Genomic DNA, 17395 nt, shown 5'->3' with positions numbered 1-17395 from the left:
AGTGATTATACCGGTGTTGACCCAGCACTTTAAAATGCTTTTCCGGAATCTTTTGTATACTGGACTGACAAGGGCCAGGAAATATGCATTTTTTGTTGGTACCCGAAAGGCGTTGGCAATGGCAGTCAAGAATCAGGATACCAGTCAACGGCAAACGGCTTTGAAGGAGCTTATCTCAGCCTGATCCATGATATTTAAGGGATGTAGAGAATGAATCCAAATCCCTTTGACAAACTCGTAGAGGGGATGCTGCAGACCCGGATGGTAAAGGATACGGCAGATCTAATGCAAAAAGCAGTAGAGGATTGCATTGAAAGCAACATCCTTATCAACAACCGGGCCGGCGGCAAAGCCCCTTTTATTTCTCATTAAAGAATTCTTGGCAGGATAGTCATGGTACATGCCGTCACATACCTGTGGTTTTTATTATGCCCCAGTCTCACAGAGCTTTGATCCTTTGAGACGCTACATGAGCCGGCACCAACACTGGTACTTTTTAAATTGGCTGAATTGAATGCACTCAATAAACGTATTGAAAGCCGGAAAATTTCAAGGAATGGACTGTAAAACCACGTCCGCTGGCTTGTAACACCTTTTGCCTTTGGTAAAGACTCCGGTCCCAACGGTCCATCAGGGCTTCCAACTCATAGCTTCCACGCCATGCTGTTAATGGTACGCCACAATCAGGAAAACGGGGGCTGTGTGCCCCCGTTTTTCGGTTACACCCATAAGCCTTGCTACCATCGCTAATTCTCTGAACTCCGCTCCTCTAACCATTCAGCAAGGTCCTTTGTCCGGTACACAATTCTGTTGCTGACCCGTCTTTTGCTTTTTGGGCCAACCCCCAAGCAATCAAGGTTTGCCATTGTGCGGGGATTGAGCAGGCCTCCGCTAAACTGGCCCACTTTCTGCCGGGGGACAACCGGACTCCCCCATGCCTTCACCATTTCTTGAAAGATGTTGATCTGCATTGTGTTGCTCCCATTATCATGAGGTTAATACACAATAATGGGTTAAAAATGATAGGGTATTAAGGGGCGTGATGTGCTTTTGTGAACTTTTCGGCCGATAAATTAAAAACAATATATAATATCAATGATTTATAATTCAATAGCCACTCAATGTTGGCCGCTTCCCCTTTTAAATGGAATGACCTTTGCGTTTTGCTGGTCGCTTTGATCTCCTTCCTTTGTCTGATTCTCGCCCTTTTCATCGGCTTCCTCGTTTTGGGCTTTGGTCACCTGATTCTCTGGGTTGTCAAAAACGGCTGTGGCTTTCTTCAAATTTTCGGGAGCAAGATGGGCATAACGCTGCACCATTGCGTAAGACTCCTGCCCCAAAAGCCTTTGTAACTCGTATAAACTCATGCCGTTCTGGATCTGCCAAGAGGCAAAAGTGTGGCGCAAGGTGTGAAAACAAACCTTTTTGTTTTCATCTTCCACACCATCATTCAACCCCGTTTTTCTAACCACATCATAAAAGGCTTTTGATATCATCCCACGTTTTTTCCCATTGCTCGCGGGAAAAACGTAAATATTGTCACTCAATTGTCGCCTTCTTTGTAGCATTTCTTTAACTTGTCCAGACATGTAAACAGTTCTAACTTTCCCATCCCTTTTGGCATCTTTTGCATTGGTGATATGTATCATGCCGCCTTCAAAATCCAGGTCCTGCCATGTCAAGTTGTGTATCTCTCCGGATCTCATACCTGTATGGAGACTGAGCAATGCCGTTTCATACAAATCAATGCTTTTCCCTGCCAGTCGGTTTAATAAGATATCGGCTTCGTGTTTTGTTAAAAATCTTGTTCTGCCTTTACCTACTCTGGGCCATTTAATTTTTCTAACAGGGCTCTGACCCTTATATAACTCCGAGTTGATCGCGCTGTTAAATACTTGCCGTATCACTGATAATGCAAACTGAATGGTTCGAGGTGAACACCCAGCCTCCTGCATTTGAGCTTTGAGATTTTCCAAATCCTCAGCCGTGATTTCTTTCAATGACTTACTTCCCATCCCGGGATCAATCCAATTGTTAAAATAGCTCTCTTCATTCTTATAACTTACTGGCTTTTTGTCCATTTTAGCTTGAGGCAAATAAGTTTCCGTAAAATAATCATGAAATGTGGTGTTTTCCCTTTCAAGGCGTTTTCTCTCTGCCTCCTCTGCCCGTTCCTTTTCCTGGCTCAATTCTTGTTCTTCCCGGAAAGTCCGGGGACGGACACCTTGTTTTGCATTACCCCGGAATTCAGCCATTTTATCCGCACAGGCTTTGGGAGTCCATTGAAACTTATTCTTGCTACCAAACACGACCTGGAATTTTTCTTTATTGACAGAAAACCAGCCTACATAATAATAATCTACAATTGATCCTGTTTTTGCATCACAAACTTCCCGGTAAAAAATCCCAGGGAAAGATGTTTTTTTCCATGTTTTGTTCTGGTTATTTTTTTTGGGTATTCTTTTCATGTCGCCATCTTCCTGCACTATAAATACGGCCCAAAATCTGTATGAACTATGTATGAATTTTTCTGGTGAAACAATGGTAATCTGAGTGATGCCACGTGAAAACAATATAATACATAACTATCTAAAAGTCAATGAAATATGTATTAAAAATGAAAGCAAGTGATAAACCGTGAAATCACTTTTAACTGACTCTTAATCAGTAGGTTGAAGGTTCGATTCCTTCACGGCCCACCAGTAAAATCAAGGGGTTATAAATCTCCCCCCTCCTTTAATAAAGCACAATTTATAACCACATTGAAAACCCGGCGAAACAGCCGGGTTTTTTTGTTGGAAAAGTGGAAAATGAAAGAAAACCACATTACTGGGATGTAAAAAGCTTTTTCTTGCCATGGCCGCCTTCCATGTTTAACACTATCAAAAACATCTGCTTGCTGATGTGTCTGTGCTAAACTATGATACTGGGATAGTTAAAGCGGTCTCCCGGCGGTATCGGGGTGAAAAACGGATTATTCCACAGGCCGCTCCGGATTATCACAGGGCCAAACATACTGAAGCGATAAAATTGATAAGCCGTTACCTTTCAAAAGCATTTGTTGTTTTTCTGATGGTGCACCTGACTGCGGGGTTTGCAGAATCCGGGGCCGGAAGGATTTCAGCGAACCTGGAAAATTATTTGAGTGCCGGCACACAAGCCCGCAGATTCTGGATCGGGTGTGCACCGATTTCGGTGCGCCAGGAAATTGCAAAGGTTTATGCCAAGCGCGGATACCGGCCAATCTGGGTGGATGAAAACAGGCTTTTGGATGCAGGCCGGGAATTTATAAAAGCCGCGGGCGAGGCCGGCCACCACGGTCTGCTGCCGGATGACTATTATCACGGATGTCTGGCCGAATGGCAAAAAAGACTGGCATCCCGGGAATTGGGCCGGTTTGATGGGCGGAATCTGGCGGCCATGGACATCATGCTTTCCCATGCGTTTTTCAAATATGCAGACCACCTGGCCCACGGAAAAATCGATCCCCTTAGCGTATATTCCAGTGAGATGATTGAATATCCGGAGAAGAATAAAGCCCAAAAAATTCTGGGTTTTCTGGGCGACATGAAAACACCCTATGATGTGCGGCAGGCTTTACAGGCACTGGCGCCGGCCGGAGACGGTTACAAGGCGGCCACAGCCCAGGCCGCACGTCTTCAAAAGCGCATGGCTTCCGGTGCGCAGGTGCACCTGGATTCCGGAGAAGTGCTTCAAAAGGGAGACAAATCACCTGCGGTTTTGCAGCTGCGCCAAATCCTGGCCGCAGAAGGCGACCTTAAAAAGGTGGAGAAAACCAGCCTGTCGCCTGTTTTTGATGCCGGGGTGAAAAAAGCCCTTATGAGATTTCAGAAGCGCCACGGCCTGGCCGCAGACGGGGTGGCTGGCAGAAAAACCATGGCCGCGCTAAACCGGCCCTTACACGACCGGATGCATACAATTCGCGCCAACCTGGAACGCCGGCGGTGGCTGCCCCGAAAGCCTGCAAGGCGGCGCATTGTTATCAATTCCGCCGGCTTTGAGCTCAATGCCTGGGAAAATCAGGACCGTGTTTTGAAAATGCGCGTGATCTCAGGCACAAAAAGCGAGATGACCCCGCTTTTGACCAAAGACATGGCCCATCTGGTGATCAATCCCTACTGGAATGTGCCCCCCGGGATCCTGGAAAAAAAGGTACTCCCCAAAATCAGAGAAAACCCGGACTATTTTGCCGAAAACCATTTTGAAGTCCTCAGCGGATGGCAGGCCAATGACACCCGTGTGAGCCCGGAGGCCATCAACTGGTCAAACGTTTATATCCGCAATTTCCCGGGGCGCCTGCGCCAGAAGCCCGGCCCCTGGAACGCACTGGGCCAAATCAAATTCATCTTTCCCAACAGATTTAGCATTTATCTCCACGACACCCCGGAACAGCACCTTTTTCAGCGACGGGTGCGCGCGTTTAGCAGCGGCTGCATCCGGGTGGAAAAACCCGTTGAACTGGCGCTTTTTATTCTGAAAACCAACCCGTTATGGGATCGGTCCCGCATAGAAAAGATCATCAAAAGCGGAAAAACCACAGCTGTGCGCGTCCATGACCGGATTGCGGTTCATCTGGTCTACCGGACTTTCTGGGTCAGCCCGGGCGGCGTTGTCAATTACCGGAAGGATGTATACGAACTCGACAAGGCGCTGGAAAAAGCTCTGGATTCACAATAAGGCGGCCGGAACGCAAACAGAAGTGGAAAAGAGATGAAACCGGGCTTTCTACCAGAAGCGCACCGGCCCCACATCCACGTGCACAAATTCGGAATAACTGCCTGCCCCGCCGGCCTTGATTCCCCTGGCGGCTTGGTACAAGCGCCGGTTATGAATGCCGCTGATATGAATGTCTGCGGCCATGGCTTTTAAATGATAGCTGTTTTTGGCCACACCGCTGCCCCTGGCACGCAGCAGCCGGTTATACTCCGGGGACCGGTAGCCGGAAATCAGCCGGACAGGCCGGCGGCCGGCCCCAAGGCGGGTGTGGATACGATCAATCAAAAGATACAACGACGGCTCAATGGGTTTGACCGTGCCGTTGTAATGGCAGCGAAAGATTTGGTCCAGTTTTTCCCGGGCCCCGGCAATCCAGTTTCCCTGATCGTCGAGATACCGGATGCGAAGCGATTCTCCGGTATGGATATTGTGCACGCAAAGAACACCTGAAATTCCGCGGCGGCGCAGTTCCGCTGCGGCGGGCCGGGCCGCAGGCCATGGCAGCATGCATGCGAAGGTGCCGGCGGCTGCCTGTTTTAAAAAGGATCTTCTGGATATGTTCATTTTCTTGGGCTGGTTTTAAGCTGAAGGTTGGAAGATTCGGCAAAAAGGTTCAGTTTGAGGATAGATAACAGAATTTACAAGAAGCGTCAACATGGTTGACATGGCTGCCAATTTCAGGGGACTGGCATTGAATTTTTCGGGTCAGATTATGCTTGACAGGTTGCGGAAAAACGGGTTTAATAACGGGATTTATATGTGATTGATTCTTTCCTTGCTCTGATTCGGGCAACATCCAATTTCCGACAAATCAGGGCTTTATCAGCCAAAAGGAGGACAAATGAACCATTACGAAAACATTGTGATCATTGACGCCGATGTCGGACAAGACGACAAGAAGGCGTTGATGGAGCGCCTGGAAGAGCAGATGAACCGGCGAAACGGCGTTTTAATCGAGCTCGATGACTGGGGTACGCGCAAGCTTGCCTATGAAATCGGCAAAAAACGGCAGGGCCAGTATGTGCGCATTGATTTCTGCGGCAACGGCGAGGTTGTCGACGCCATGGAGCGCACACTGGTACACGACCAGCGGGTGCTGCGTTTTATGACCATCCGGCTGGAAGAAAACGTGGATGCAGAAAGCCTGAAGGCGGCAAAAGAGCCGCAGCAGGCAGCCGCTGAAAACCCGGCCGAAACCGATACGTCCGAAGCCGAAGCCGAAGCCACCCCAACCCCCCAGGCGGCTGCCGCACCTGAAGCCCAGGCCGAGCCGGCAGCAGAAGAAAAGGAGTAGATCCAATGGCTGTAATGAACAAAAGACGTTTTTTCCATCGCCGCAAAGTCTGCCGTTTCTGTGCTGACAGCAAACTGGCAATCGATTATAAAGATCCGGGCATGCTCAAATATTTTATCACCGAGCGGGGCAAAATCATCCCCCGCCGGATTTCCGGAACATGCGCCAAGCATCAGCGGCATTTGGCCACTGCCATCAAGCGGGCCCGCAAAATCGCCCTGCTTCCGTACGTGGGCACATCAGACCTGTAACCGGCAGTCCGCAGGCGCCCATATTCGCAAAAATCACGGAAGGGGCAAAACCACCCCGGATCCATGATGACAACATATAATCCACGCGATATTCTGGCGGGTACCGGCATTCTGGCCTTGTTCGGGGCGGTGGCGCTGTATTTCCCTATCCTGGGATTTGTCTGTTTTCTGCTTTTGCCCCTGCCCATGCTTTTGTACCGGCTCAAGCTGGGCCGAAAAAGCGCCGGGATCATGGCAATGCTTGCCGTGGTTGTCATCCAGGTGTCCGGGCCCGGTCACGTGGTGGACCTTTGGCTGATTTTATGCATGATCGGCCTGGGATTTGCCATGGCCGAAGCCCTGATGCAGAATTTAAGCGTTGAAAAAACCATCGGCTACCCGGGTGTCCTGATTTGGACCGCAGGGTTGGCCGCGCTGCTGTTTATCGGCAGTTTTTCCGCATCCGGGCCCCTGGAAATGATTTCGGAATATGTCCGCAGGAACCTGGAGCTGACAGCCGCGGCATACGAGACAATGGAGATGCCCGAATCCAGCATCCGGGTGCTCACCGAGTCCATGGACCGGATTCATTATGTGATCATGGGCATCCTGCCGGCCCTGACAGCCTCGGGCCTGATTTTTGCCGGCTGGGCAAACCTGCTGATCGCCAGGGCCGCACTCAGGGCCAGGCAATTGCCCGAACCGGGCTTTGGCCGGCTCAATCTATGGAAAGCCCCGGACGCAATGGTTTGGGCGGTGATTGCATCGGCGCTGCTGCTCTGGGTGGCAAGCAGCCCCCTGGCCTTTATGGGTGCCAATGCATTGATTCTGCTGATGCTCATTTACCTGTTTCAGGGCATTGCCGTAATCTCATGGTATTTTGAGAAAAAACAGATGCCTTTGTTTTTGCGGGTGCTCATATACGTGTTAATCGCCATCCAGCAGGCACTGGCCCTGATGGTGATCGGCCTGGGATTTTTCGACACCTGGGCTGATTTTCGAAAAATAAACGCAGCTCCCGGTGATCATCCGGATTCGTCATAAACAGACGGATCCCACGAGCTAAAAATATGCAACTTACGTGCACCATCGGAGGACAAGAGATGAAAGTCATATTAAAAGAAACCATCGAATCTCTGGGCATTATCGGCTCAGAGGCGGATGTGAAAGCCGGCTATGCCCGCAACTATCTGATTCCCCAGGGCAAGGCTGTGCAGGCCACCAAAGAAAACCGCAAAAAAATGGAGCAGGAGCGGGCCAAAATCGAGCTTCAGCTTGCCAAGGAACGCAAGCTTGCCGAGGAAATGGCCGCCCGGCTCGAAGGCATCACCGTGCAGATTCCGGCCAAGGTGGCGGATGAAGACCGCCTGTACGGATCGGTTGCCGTGCGCGACATTGCCGAAGCCCTGGAGCAAAAGGGAATTGAAGTGGAAAAACGCGCCATCCTCCTGGCCGACCCCATCAAGACCCTGGGTACCTACCAGGTGCCGGTGCGCGTCTACCGGGATGTTGAACCGGAAATCACCGTTGAGGTCGTGCCCGAATCCTGATACTCGGGTCGTTTTATACGTATTTGAAGCGGATCTGCCCTGCCCGGGCGGATCCGCCTTGAGAAAAAACCGCGGCGGTGTTCAGCGGTTTGTTTTTTGATTCACACCTGCCGGGGCCGGCTTGATGTCCCGGCTGTATATCCCGGGCCGTGCCATGAGCAGCAAAGATCCGTCGCTTCAAAAGCTTCCGCCTCAGAGCCTCGAGGCCGAGGAATCCATTATCAGCGCTGCCCTGCTGGATAACAACATCCTGCTCGACATCCTTGATATCCTCACGCCCGAAGCCTTTTACAAAAGCGCGCACCAGAAAATTTTCTCCGCCATCACCGAACTGTTTGCCGAAGACCAGCCCGTGGACCTGGTTACCCTGGCCGAGCACCTGAGGCGCTCCAACGAGCTTGAATCCATCGGCGGGGCAGCCTACCTCGCCAAAATCGTGGATACCGCGCCTGTGCCGGCCAATGCCAAGCACTACGCCCAGATTATCCAGGACCGTGCCGTATTGCGACATTTGATCCGCACGGCAAGTGATATCGTGGAAAAGTGCTACAGCGAGTCAGGCAGCACAGACGATGTCATTGATTACGCTGAAGGGGCCCTGTTTGATATTGCGGATAAAAAGCAGAAGCAAAACTTTTATCCCATCAGCAAAATCATTGAATCCAACATTGATGCATTGGAGGCCCGGCAGGGAAACAAGTCGCTGATCAGCGGGGTGCCCACGGGGTTTAAAAAGCTCGACGAAATGACATCCGGCTTTCAGGCCTCGGATTTGATCATCATGGCCGCCCGCCCGGGCATGGGAAAAACCGCACTTGCCCTGAACATGGCCCGGTATGCAGCCGTGGAAGCCGACACTCCGGTTGCCATGTTTTCTCTGGAAATGTCGAAGGAACAGCTTTCCATGCGGCTTTTGTGCGCAGAGGCACGCATTGACTCCTCCCGGGTTCGCGACGGGTTTTTCAATGATGACGACTGGTACAGCCTGACCAACGCGGCAGGCGTACTGTCTTCTGCGCCCATTTATATCGATGACTCCCCGGATCTGACCTCCCTTGACATCAAGACCAAGACCCGCCGCCTGAAACGGGAAAAGGGCGTGGGCATGATCATCATCGATTACCTGCAGCTCATGCGGCCGCGGAAAAACTTCGAACGCAGGGAATTGGAAATTTCGGAAATGTCGAGAACCCTCAAGGGCCTGGCCAAGGAATTAAACATTCCCATTCTTGCCCTGTCCCAGCTCAACCGCCGCCTGGAGGATCGCAGCGACAAGCGCCCCCAGCTTTCCGACCTTCGCGAATCCGGAGCCCTTGAACAAGACGCGGATCTGGTTATATTTATATACAGGGATGACATCTATAATCCGGACGAAAACAATCCCAACAAAAACATTGCCGAAATTCACCTGGCCAAGCAGAGAAACGGGGCCACCGGCATGTGCCCGCTGGTGTTCAAAGGTGAATACACGCGGTTTGAAAACCTGGCCTACGGGCAATACGCACCGGAATTGGAAGGGACGTAAGCCGGCAATGCAAGTTTTAGATAAAAGGGAGTTGCAACTGTTAAGCGAATGAAAAACCTTTCAGGCAATACCGGCGGACTCAAGGCCGGCGCCGTCCGGCGAATTGAAAACCTGTACCACCACCGAATTCCGCCGGAATCGGTCATTTCCCCCGAGCTTGCCGGGGAAATCTGCAGCATCAGCGCTGAAACCCGCCGCCAGATCGGACTTCTGGTGGCGCGTTCCGGAAAAATCGCCGAAGTGATCGTGGGCGACAACCAGAAAATCGTACTGCCCGACACAAGCCAATACCGAACGCCGCCGGGACGGCTCAAGGGGCTGCGCTGCATCCACACCCACTTAAACGATGAGACCCTGACCCGCGACGACCTCACGGACCTGACACTTCTGCGGCTGGACATGATGGCGGCAATCACCGCAACGCGTGAGGGAAAACCGGAGCGGATGCATATCGCCCATATTCTGCCCTCTTCTGAGGCCAGCCAGCCCCACCGGATTCTGGATCCGGTCGATCCAATGGATCCGCAGGTGGACTGTGCAGGCCTGATCCGCGCCATCGAGGACGAACTGTCCCAGCACCAGGCCACACGCGAGGTGGCGGAAGGAAAGGAACGGGCGGTTCTGGTCAGCGTCACCACCGCCTCCCGGGCCCGGGCACAGGCGTCTTTGACAGAACTGCGCGAGCTTGCCCGCTCCAGCGGAATCGAGGTTTTAGACACCATTGTCCAGCACCGCAAAAAGATCAACCCCAGATTTCTGATGGGAACCGGAAAGCTCGAGGAGCTGACCATTCAAGCGATGCAGACCGGTGCCACCTTGATTGTTTTCGACCAGGAGTTAAATCCGTCCCAGATGCGCTCGATCACCGACCAGATCGAATTTCGCGTCCTGGACCGCACACAGCTCATCCTCGACATTTTCGCCCAGCGGGCCCAGTCCCGGGAAGGAAAAATCCAGGTGGAACTGGCCCAGCTCAAATACCTGCTGCCGAGACTGGTATTTAAAAACACGGCCATGAGCCGCCTGACCGGCGGCATCGGCGGCCGGGGCCCGGGTGAAACCAAGCTGGAAATCAACCGCCGCCGTGTCCGGGACCGAATCACCCGGCTGGAAAAGGCCCTGGGCAATGTCAAAAAGCAGCGCAAACAGCAAAAAGCCCGCCGTTCCAAGCGGGGTCTGCCGGTAATCTCGATTATCGGCTACACCAACGCGGGCAAATCCACACTGCTAAACACCCTGACCCACAGCCAGGTGCTGGCTGAAAGCCGGCTGTTTGCCACCCTGGATCCGTCGAGCCGGCGGCTGAAATTTCCCAAAGACACCGAGGTGATCATCACGGACACGGTGGGCTTTATCCAGGATTTGCCAAAAGAGCTGCGAGTGGCCTTCCGGGCGACACTGGAGGAACTGGAAAACGCGGATCTGCTGTTGCACGTCATTGATGCGGCCAATGCCGACTGCCTCCGGCAGATGCAATCCGTGCACGGCATTCTTCAGGATCTGGGCCTGGACCGGATCCCGGTTCTAAATGTCTTAAACAAGCAGGACCGTGTGGATGCCGGTACCATGGAGATGCTTGCAGCCAAAACCAACGGCATCGCCATTACCGCAACAAAGGCTCAAACCCTGCATCCGCTTATTGAAAAAATGGAGCAGGTCATTGCCGGAGAGGCGGCAGGACCTAATGTTACCTGGCTGTCAGATGACGCGGCCATGGAAATAAATCCCCTGTTGACGAATACGGGCCGGGTGCTCTAATATAAATTGCTTATGGATTTGAACCTGATTAAAAATACAGCAGTGGGGGCGGCCTACAAAAGCGGAGAAATCCTGCGCAGCCACCTGGGCAATTTCGGAGAGGTCAGCAAGAAAGGTCCCAAGGACCTGGTCACGGCCGCAGACATCGCATCTGAAAAACAGATCATAGAAACCATCCAAAGCCGTTTTGCTGATCACAAAATTCTGGCCGAGGAAAGCAATGCCCAGGACACCGGCACTGATGGCTGCACCTGGATCATTGATCCTTTGGACGGCACCACCAATTTTGCCCACCAGGTGCCGGTTTTCTCTGTTTCCATTGCATTTGCTGAAAACCGGCAGCTTAGGGCCGGAGTGGTGCTAAACCCGGTAACCGGGGAATTGTTTACGGCTGTAGAAGGACAAGGCGCACAGTTAAACGGCCGGCCCATAAGCGTTTCAGACTGCCGGCAAATTTCTGAGAGCCTTTTGGTGACGGGTTTTCCCTATGACATCAAGGAAAATCCCGAACCCTACATGGAAAAATTTGCCAGATGCCTTTCCGCCGCCATTGGCGTGCGCAGGCTCGGATCCGCGGCCCTGGATCTTTGTTTTGTGGCCTGCGGAAGATTTGAGGGGTTCTGGGAGCAGGGATTAAAGCCCTGGGACACGGCTGCGGGAACCCTGATCGCCCGGGAAGCCGGTGCAGTGGTCACTGATTTTTCCGGCAGGCCGTATGATATATACGAAAAAACACTTCTGGCCACAAACGGCCATATTCACGAAGATTTGCGTTCATTGTTAACGTAAACAAGAATAAAGAAGACATACCATGAAGGAGTTTTACTTGAGCGACGAATACGAAGACACAGTGGAGTGCTACGGCAGGTTTGACATCCAGGCGCGCATTTGCCGCAAATACTGCGCCCTGCGCCTGCGCTGCGCAGTGGAGCAGTCCCAGCAGATGCGCATTGAACAACTCGAGGATCTGATGAATTCCTACGAGGCCACCACCAACATCCAGTAACGCCTAAAGCCGCATCTTGCCGGGGTTTAAAATCCCGGCAGGATCAAATGCGGCCTTGATCCGCTGCATCAGGCCAAGAGCGGCATCTGAAATTTCCTTTTGCATATAGGGCGCTTTGGCCAGACCCACACCGTGCTCCCCCGAGATGGTTCCGCCCAGGGCCAGGGTGAAGTCAAAAATCTCATCAACGGCCTGGCGGGCGGCCAGCAGCTGGGCGGGCTCGTTTTTGTCCAGCATGATGTTGAAATGAATGTTTCCGTCACCGGCATGGCCGAAGCTGACCATGGTCAGCCCGGTTTTTTCCCCCAGGTCGCGGATTTTCTCCACCATTTCCGGAAGCCGGCTTCTGGGCACCACGATGTCTTCATTGATCTTGTGGGGCCCGTAGGTGTAAAGGGCCGGGGAAATGGCCTTGCGGGCCCGCCACAGCCCGGCGGCCGCATCCGGGTTCCGGGCGACGCGGACATCAAGGCCTCCGTGGTCGGCCAGCACCTTTTCAATCTTTTCCACTGCTTCTGCGGTTTGTCCCGGGCTGCCGTCGGCTTCAATGAGCAGCATGGCCTCGCGGTTTTCCGGGACCCCGCCTTCCAGATAATTTTTCACGCAGGAAATGGCGTTTTTGTCCATGTACTCCAGGGCTCTGGGTACAATGCCGCTTTGCAGTATCGCGGCCACGGCCCGGGCGGCATCGGTCATTTTCACAAACCAGGCAGACAGGGTTTCAACGGTTTGGGGCTGCGCCCGCAGGCGCAGGGTCATCTCCGTGATCACCCCCAGGGTTCCTTCCGAGCCCACGATCAGGCGGGTCAGGTCATAGCCCACCACGCCCTTGACAGTCTGCACCCCTGTTTTGATGATCTCGCCGGTGGGCAGCACCACCTCCAGGCCCAGCACGTAATCGCGGGTCACACCATATTTCACCGCTCTTGGACCGCCGGCGCATTCGGCCAGATTGCCGCCCAGTGTGGAAAAGTCCGCACTTGAGGGATCGGGTGGATAAAACAGGCCGTGGCCGGCCACGGCCCGCTGAAACGCTCCGGTGACCACCCCGGGCTGGACAACCCCGATGAAATTGTCGGCATCAATGCGGACAATCCGGTTAAAACGGGTCATCACCAGCACCAGGCCCTGCCTGGCGGCAAGGGCTCCGCCGCTCATGCCCGATCCCGCCCCCCTGGGAGTGACAGCAAAGCCGTGGGCCGTGGCCAGACCCAGGATTTCAGCCACTTGTCCGGGATTTTGCGGAAATGCCACGGCCTCGGGCACGTGCTCCTGACGGGTGGCATCATAGGCATAGCTCACCCGGTCTTCTTTTTGCCGGGAATAGTTATCCGGCCCCAGGATCTGGCTGAGCCGGTCATGGACTTTGGGAGAAATGGGTTTAATCGCTTCCGGACTCCAGTTTTTTCTCGATGATCTGCACCTGTCGGAACAGCTCGCCCTTGAGCTTGAGTTCCTTTTCCACCGAGTTGATGGAATGGATCACCGTGGCATGCTTCCGGTTAAACTTTCTGCCAATGGACTGCAAAGGCTGGCTTGTATGTCTGCGGGCCAGGAAAATGGCCACCTGCCGGGTCCGCACCACGGATTTTTTCCTGGACCTGGAAATCATATCCTTTAGCGGAACCCCGAATTCCCGGCTCACAAGCCGGGAAATGGAATCAATGGTAATGGTTTTTTTCCGGGTGACAATATTTTTGACCACCTGCTCGGCCAAATCAAGATCGATTTGATCGCCCATCAGGCAACTGCGGGAGGCCACGCCGATCAGCCCGTTTTCCAGCTGCCGCACGTTGTCCACCAGTTCGCCGGCCATGTATTCAGCCACCTGCCCGGGCAGTTCAATACCCCGGCAGCGCGCCTTTGCCCGCAGAATCCGGAGCCGGGTTTTGAAGTCCGGGGCATCGATTGCCGTCATCATACTCTGGCCCAGCCGGGATATGAGATGATCGCTCATTCTGGGAATCTCTGAGGGGCTTGCGCAGCTGGAAAATATGAGCTTCTTGCCGGACTCATACAGGTGATCCAGCACCAGGGCCAGTTCGGTCTGCGTGCGGGTGCGGCCCGAAAGCATGTGGATTTCCTCGAGCAGCAGCACGTCACAGCCGTCCCGGTACCGTTTCTTGAAGGTGTCCAATGAATTGCTCTTAATGGCGTGCACCATTTCATTGGTAAAATCCTCAGCACTCATGTAATAGACGCGCTCGCCCGGGGAAACCGACAAAATCTTGTGTCCCACGGCCTGGGACAAGTGGCTTTTGCCCATGCCCGTGCCCGACAGAAGAAACACGGCATTGACGTTTGCGCTTTTTCCGGATGCCAGCTCCATGGTGGCCTGGTAGGCCAGGTTACAATTGTGGCCCACCACAAAATGATCAAAGGTATAATCCTTGCGCAGTATCCGGCCGTTCATGGGCTGGGCGGCTATACCGGGCAGGGTCAGCTGCCGGCCCCGGGTTCTTTGCCCGGCGGCGGGATTGCCGTTTTGCGCCCGGTCATTGTTGTGGGCCTGGTTCTGGTTTGCGCTGTTTACCTGCAGGGAGAATGTCAGCGGCCGGCCGTTTTTGCGGTTGAGCTCATGGTTGATCAGATCCGTGTAATTGGCCATGATTCTTTTTTTGATGAAAAAATTGGGGCATGCCAGAATCATGGTGTCGCTTTGTGCCTCGACAAACTCAATGGGCTCAATCCAGAGGCGATACAGGCTCGGAGAAATCTGGTCCTTGATAGCGGTTTTAACATTGTTCCACACGGTCTTCATGAGCCATTCTCCATTAAAATACAAACAGGATGAACAAAAATATACAGTCACAATCAGCAATGGATATGATATGCTTATGCAAAAGCCGAAAATATCAGAACCGTATCTTTATGGTAAATCAATACGACTGGAAGGTATCCAAACGGCCTTAAATCGCCGGGAAATATTGAATTGACGGGATCTGGCTCCCATCGAATGCCCCTGGTTATAATACAGGGCCCGAAAGCGATCAAGTCCGATGAGACTCGGTTTTCCCCCTTTTCGTCTCAGGCCCTGATGTGTTATGAACAATTCTATATATAGCGGAATCTTCTGCCAATCAGTGGATTGCCGGGCCATTGCTGAATTCTGAAATGGAAAAATTTTGTCGCAATTCTGTAACATTTACCCGCCTCTTTTTTTAAAGACCGGGACAACCGGCCCGGGGCGGGGCATTGAGCGATCTTTTATTTTCGTCAATTTTTGTAAAATTTCAGGGCCAAACGATATTGTCTTGCAGGATGGGATCTTATAATTATAAATAATCATTTCAGATAATTAAACTTGATTGACACCAAAAACACCAGTTTTTTTCACCTTTTGGACAAAAACCGGCAAATCCGCCCGCAGTAAAGGAAAACAAAATGAGCGCCGTTATTACAGGTCTCAAACACCTGGCCCATTGCCCGCTTTCGGACCTGGCGGAAAAACGCCTGGGACTGCTTTGCAACCCGGCCTCAGTGGACGACCGTTTCCGTCATGCCCGCCACGTGATTTCCCGGGTTTTTCCGGGCCGGCTCAAGGCCCTGTTTTCCCCCCAGCACGGTTTTTTTGCGGAAAAGCAGGACAATATGGTGGAATCGGCGGATTTTTTCGACAAGGAACTCCAAATCCCGGTATTCAGCCTCTACGGGGCCACCCGCATTCCCACTGCCGAAATGATGGACGGCATTGACGTTCTGATCGTGGACCTCCAGGACGCCGGAACCCGGGTCTACACCTTTTTCACCACCCTTTCCTATTGCATGGAGGAGGCCGCAAGACAGCAAAAGGCGGTGGTGATCCTGGACCGGCCCAATCCCGTGGGCGGGCTGCAGGTGGAAGGAAACTGCCTTAACCCCTGTTACGCCTCATTTGTGGGGCGCTATCCCATCCCCATGCGCCACGGCCTGACCATCGGGGAATACGCCCGGCTGATTAACGCGGAATTTCACATTGGATGCGATTTGAGCGTAATTGCCATGAAAGGGTGGAAACGGCACATGTACTATACAGACACCGGTCTTGCCTGGATACCCCCGTCGCCCAACCTGCCCACGCCGGCATCGGCAATGGTATATCCCGGCCAGGTCCTGTGGGAAGGGACCAATGTGTCCGAGGGCCGCGGCACGACCCAGCCGTTTGAACTCTTTGGCGCGCCATGGATGGATACCAATGTCCTGGAAAAGGCCCTGGGAGAAACGCCCATTGCCGGCGCAGTGCTCCGGCCTGCGATGTTTGAGCCCACCTCGGGAAAATGGGCCGGAAGATCCTGCCATGGATTTCAGATCCATGTCACTGACCGGGAGAAATACCTGCCCTACCAGACCAGCCTGGCCCTGGTGGGTGCGGTCCGGAAACTTTTTGGCAATGAATTTGCCTGGAAAATGCCGCCTTATGAATATGAGTGGGAAAAACTGCCATTTGACCTGATCACCGGTGATGCACAAATCCGTGTTCAACTGGAAGCCGGTGCAGATGCCGCTGAAATGGCAAGACACTGGCAGGCGCAGACAGAAGCCTACCAGCAGCAGATACGGCCGTATCTGCTCTATGAATAGGGAAAAACAAAAAACCGCACCATACCCGAACAGGAAATATCATGCCAAAAAATGCCGTACCCGGCTGGCGGCGCATGCGCTTTAAAAAAAACAAGGTCTGGGTGGAAACCGACGACCAGGGCCGGCCCGCCATTGAAAACAAGCGGGTCCGAATCAAATACCAGCTTGACCAGCCCCACGAATACCGGGTCAATCCCGATCATCTGTCAGAACTGGAAAACGCGCCGCAGCAGACCAAATCCGGCAAAAAGCGCACAAAACCAAAACCAGCAAACCTTGATGAACAACAAGAAACCACCGCCCACCCTGAAAATGCCGTTGTCATCTATACCGACGGGGCATCGTCGGGCAATCCGGGACCGGCGGGAATCGGTGCGGTGCTTCGCTATAAGGGGAAAAAAAGGGAAATCTCGCAATATATCGGCCACGCCACCAACAATATCGCCGAACTCGAAGCGGTGCGCACCGCACTTGCCGCACTCAAGCGCAGGGACCTGCCTGTACGGGTCCACACTGACAGCAGTTATGTGCACGGACTTTTGGTCAAAAACTGGAAGGCGCGGCAGAATCCGGAGCTGGTTGGCGCGCTGAGGGAGCTGGCAAGTCAGTTTTCAGACCTAAAGATCATCAAGGTCCGCGGGCACAGCGGGGTTGCAGACAATGAACAGGCCGATCATCTGGCCACATCAGCCATTGACAAAAAAGGTGGAGGCAATTGAGCCATATCCGAAAACA

General features: G+C 53.0%; 17 protein-coding genes. 13 read left to right on the top strand and 4 right to left on the bottom strand.

What is annotated here, in order from left to right; genetic code table 11:
- On the top strand, nt 1-184 hold a 184-nt coding region (locus ACTCIA_RS04695), incomplete at its 5' end, for an ATP-binding domain-containing protein (RefSeq protein WP_463000642.1).
- 26 nt (nt 185-210) lie between these two features.
- Nucleotides 211-372 (top strand): hypothetical protein, encoded by a 162-nt coding sequence (locus ACTCIA_RS04690; protein WP_463000641.1) that lies wholly within the window; start codon nt 211-213, stop codon nt 370-372.
- 746 nt (nt 373-1118) lie between these two features.
- Here ACTCIA_RS04690 and ACTCIA_RS04685 read toward each other — a convergent pair.
- Nucleotides 1119-2468: a tyrosine-type recombinase/integrase gene (locus ACTCIA_RS04685; protein WP_463000640.1), complete on the bottom strand. Its 1350-nt coding sequence runs from the start codon at nt 2466-2468 to the stop codon at nt 1119-1121.
- Between the two features lie 562 nt (nt 2469-3030).
- Between ACTCIA_RS04685 and ACTCIA_RS04680 the strand changes: the two genes are divergently transcribed.
- The gene (locus tag ACTCIA_RS04680; RefSeq protein ID WP_463000639.1) at nt 3031-4698 is read left to right on the top strand and encodes a L,D-transpeptidase family protein; all 1668 of its coding nucleotides are present in this window, start codon (nt 3031-3033) and stop codon (nt 4696-4698) included.
- 48 nt (nt 4699-4746) lie between these two features.
- Here ACTCIA_RS04680 and ACTCIA_RS04675 read toward each other — a convergent pair whose 3' ends face one another.
- Nucleotides 4747-5301 carry a YcbK family protein gene (locus ACTCIA_RS04675; protein WP_463000638.1) on the bottom strand — a complete coding sequence of 185 codons (555 nt, stop codon included), beginning with the start codon at nt 5299-5301 and terminating at the stop codon, nt 4747-4749.
- A 277-nt stretch (nt 5302-5578) separates the two neighbouring features.
- On the opposite strand from ACTCIA_RS04675, the gene rpsF reads away from it, so the two are divergent.
- The 8 genes from rpsF (at nt 5579) to ACTCIA_RS04635 (ending at nt 12100) form a co-directional block, all read left to right on the top strand.
- On the top strand, nt 5579-6031 hold the full coding sequence (gene rpsF / locus ACTCIA_RS04670; RefSeq protein WP_463000637.1) for a 30S ribosomal protein S6: 453 nt from the start codon (nt 5579-5581) through the stop codon (nt 6029-6031).
- A gap of 5 nt (nt 6032-6036) precedes the next feature.
- Entirely contained in the window at nt 6037-6282 is a 246-nt protein-coding gene (gene rpsR / locus ACTCIA_RS04665; protein ID WP_181551442.1) for a 30S ribosomal protein S18, read from the top strand.
- 66 nt (nt 6283-6348) lie between these two features.
- Nucleotides 6349-7305: a DUF2232 domain-containing protein gene (locus ACTCIA_RS04660; protein ID WP_463000636.1), complete on the top strand. Its 957-nt coding sequence runs from the start codon at nt 6349-6351 to the stop codon at nt 7303-7305.
- Between the two features lie 59 nt (nt 7306-7364).
- Nucleotides 7365-7811: a 50S ribosomal protein L9 gene (rplI, locus tag ACTCIA_RS04655; protein WP_463000635.1), complete on the top strand. Its 447-nt coding sequence runs from the start codon at nt 7365-7367 to the stop codon at nt 7809-7811.
- Between the two features lie 124 nt (nt 7812-7935).
- The gene (gene dnaB / locus ACTCIA_RS04650) at nt 7936-9336 is read left to right on the top strand and encodes a replicative DNA helicase (protein ID WP_463000634.1); all 1401 of its coding nucleotides are present in this window, start codon (nt 7936-7938) and stop codon (nt 9334-9336) included.
- A gap of 48 nt (nt 9337-9384) precedes the next feature.
- A complete protein-coding gene (hflX, locus tag ACTCIA_RS04645; protein ID WP_463000633.1) occupies nt 9385-11094 on the top strand; it encodes a GTPase HflX in 1710 nt (569 codons plus the stop codon).
- A gap of 12 nt (nt 11095-11106) precedes the next feature.
- Nucleotides 11107-11883, top strand: a complete 777-nt coding sequence (locus ACTCIA_RS04640) for an inositol monophosphatase family protein (RefSeq protein ID WP_463000632.1) — start codon at nt 11107-11109, stop codon at nt 11881-11883.
- A gap of 22 nt (nt 11884-11905) precedes the next feature.
- On the top strand, nt 11906-12100 hold the full coding sequence (locus ACTCIA_RS04635; protein ID WP_410268563.1) for a hypothetical protein: 195 nt from the start codon (nt 11906-11908) through the stop codon (nt 12098-12100).
- A 3-nt stretch (nt 12101-12103) separates the two neighbouring features.
- On the opposite strand, the gene ACTCIA_RS04630 is transcribed toward ACTCIA_RS04635, so the two are convergent.
- Nucleotides 12104-13402: an FAD-binding oxidoreductase gene (locus ACTCIA_RS04630; protein WP_463000631.1), complete on the bottom strand. Its 1299-nt coding sequence runs from the start codon at nt 13400-13402 to the stop codon at nt 12104-12106.
- A gap of 79 nt (nt 13403-13481) precedes the next feature.
- Complete coding sequence (dnaA, locus tag ACTCIA_RS04625; protein WP_463000630.1) at nt 13482-14861, bottom strand: chromosomal replication initiator protein DnaA; 1380 nt, start codon at nt 14859-14861, stop codon at nt 13482-13484.
- 623 nt (nt 14862-15484) lie between these two features.
- Between dnaA and ACTCIA_RS04620 the strand changes: the two genes are divergently transcribed.
- Both ACTCIA_RS04620 and ACTCIA_RS04615 read left to right on the top strand, forming a co-directional pair.
- On the top strand, nt 15485-16660 hold the full coding sequence (locus ACTCIA_RS04620) for an exo-beta-N-acetylmuramidase NamZ family protein (RefSeq protein ID WP_463000629.1): 1176 nt from the start codon (nt 15485-15487) through the stop codon (nt 16658-16660).
- Between the two features lie 41 nt (nt 16661-16701).
- Nucleotides 16702-17379: an RNase H family protein gene (locus ACTCIA_RS04615; RefSeq protein WP_463000628.1), complete on the top strand. Its 678-nt coding sequence runs from the start codon at nt 16702-16704 to the stop codon at nt 17377-17379.
- The last annotated feature ends 16 nt before the right edge of the window (nt 17380-17395 follow it).

The sequence above is a fragment of the Desulfosalsimonas sp. genome, assembly GCF_055149105.1.
Note: the sequence above shows the minus strand (reverse complement) of the source record. Positions and strands in the feature narration are given on the sequence as shown.

What these genes read in the sequence shown, in the direction of transcription:
- ACTCIA_RS04685 (WP_463000640.1), bottom strand. Translation starts at nt 2,468, where the DNA reads ATGAAAAGAATACCCAAAAAAAATAACCAGAACAAAACATGGAAAAAA.
- rplI (WP_463000635.1), top strand. Translation starts at nt 7,365, where the DNA reads ATGAAAGTCATATTAAAAGAAACCATCGAATCTCTGGGCATTATCGGC.
- rpsF (WP_463000637.1), top strand. Translation starts at nt 5,579, where the DNA reads ATGAACCATTACGAAAACATTGTGATCATTGACGCCGATGTCGGACAA.
- dnaA (WP_463000630.1), bottom strand. Translation starts at nt 14,861, where the DNA reads ATGAAGACCGTGTGGAACAATGTTAAAACCGCTATCAAGGACCAGATT.
- hflX (WP_463000633.1), top strand. Translation starts at nt 9,385, where the DNA reads ATGAAAAACCTTTCAGGCAATACCGGCGGACTCAAGGCCGGCGCCGTC.
- ACTCIA_RS04690 (WP_463000641.1), top strand. Translation starts at nt 211, where the DNA reads ATGAATCCAAATCCCTTTGACAAACTCGTAGAGGGGATGCTGCAGACC.
- rpsR (WP_181551442.1), top strand. Translation starts at nt 6,037, where the DNA reads ATGGCTGTAATGAACAAAAGACGTTTTTTCCATCGCCGCAAAGTCTGC.
- ACTCIA_RS04615 (WP_463000628.1), top strand. Translation starts at nt 16,702, where the DNA reads ATGCCAAAAAATGCCGTACCCGGCTGGCGGCGCATGCGCTTTAAAAAA.
- dnaB (WP_463000634.1), top strand. Translation starts at nt 7,936, where the DNA reads ATGTCCCGGCTGTATATCCCGGGCCGTGCCATGAGCAGCAAAGATCCG.
- ACTCIA_RS04635 (WP_410268563.1), top strand. Translation starts at nt 11,906, where the DNA reads ATGAAGGAGTTTTACTTGAGCGACGAATACGAAGACACAGTGGAGTGC.
- ACTCIA_RS04660 (WP_463000636.1), top strand. Translation starts at nt 6,349, where the DNA reads ATGACAACATATAATCCACGCGATATTCTGGCGGGTACCGGCATTCTG.
- ACTCIA_RS04620 (WP_463000629.1), top strand. Translation starts at nt 15,485, where the DNA reads ATGAGCGCCGTTATTACAGGTCTCAAACACCTGGCCCATTGCCCGCTT.
- ACTCIA_RS04675 (WP_463000638.1), bottom strand. Translation starts at nt 5,301, where the DNA reads ATGAACATATCCAGAAGATCCTTTTTAAAACAGGCAGCCGCCGGCACC.
- ACTCIA_RS04640 (WP_463000632.1), top strand. Translation starts at nt 11,107, where the DNA reads ATGGATTTGAACCTGATTAAAAATACAGCAGTGGGGGCGGCCTACAAA.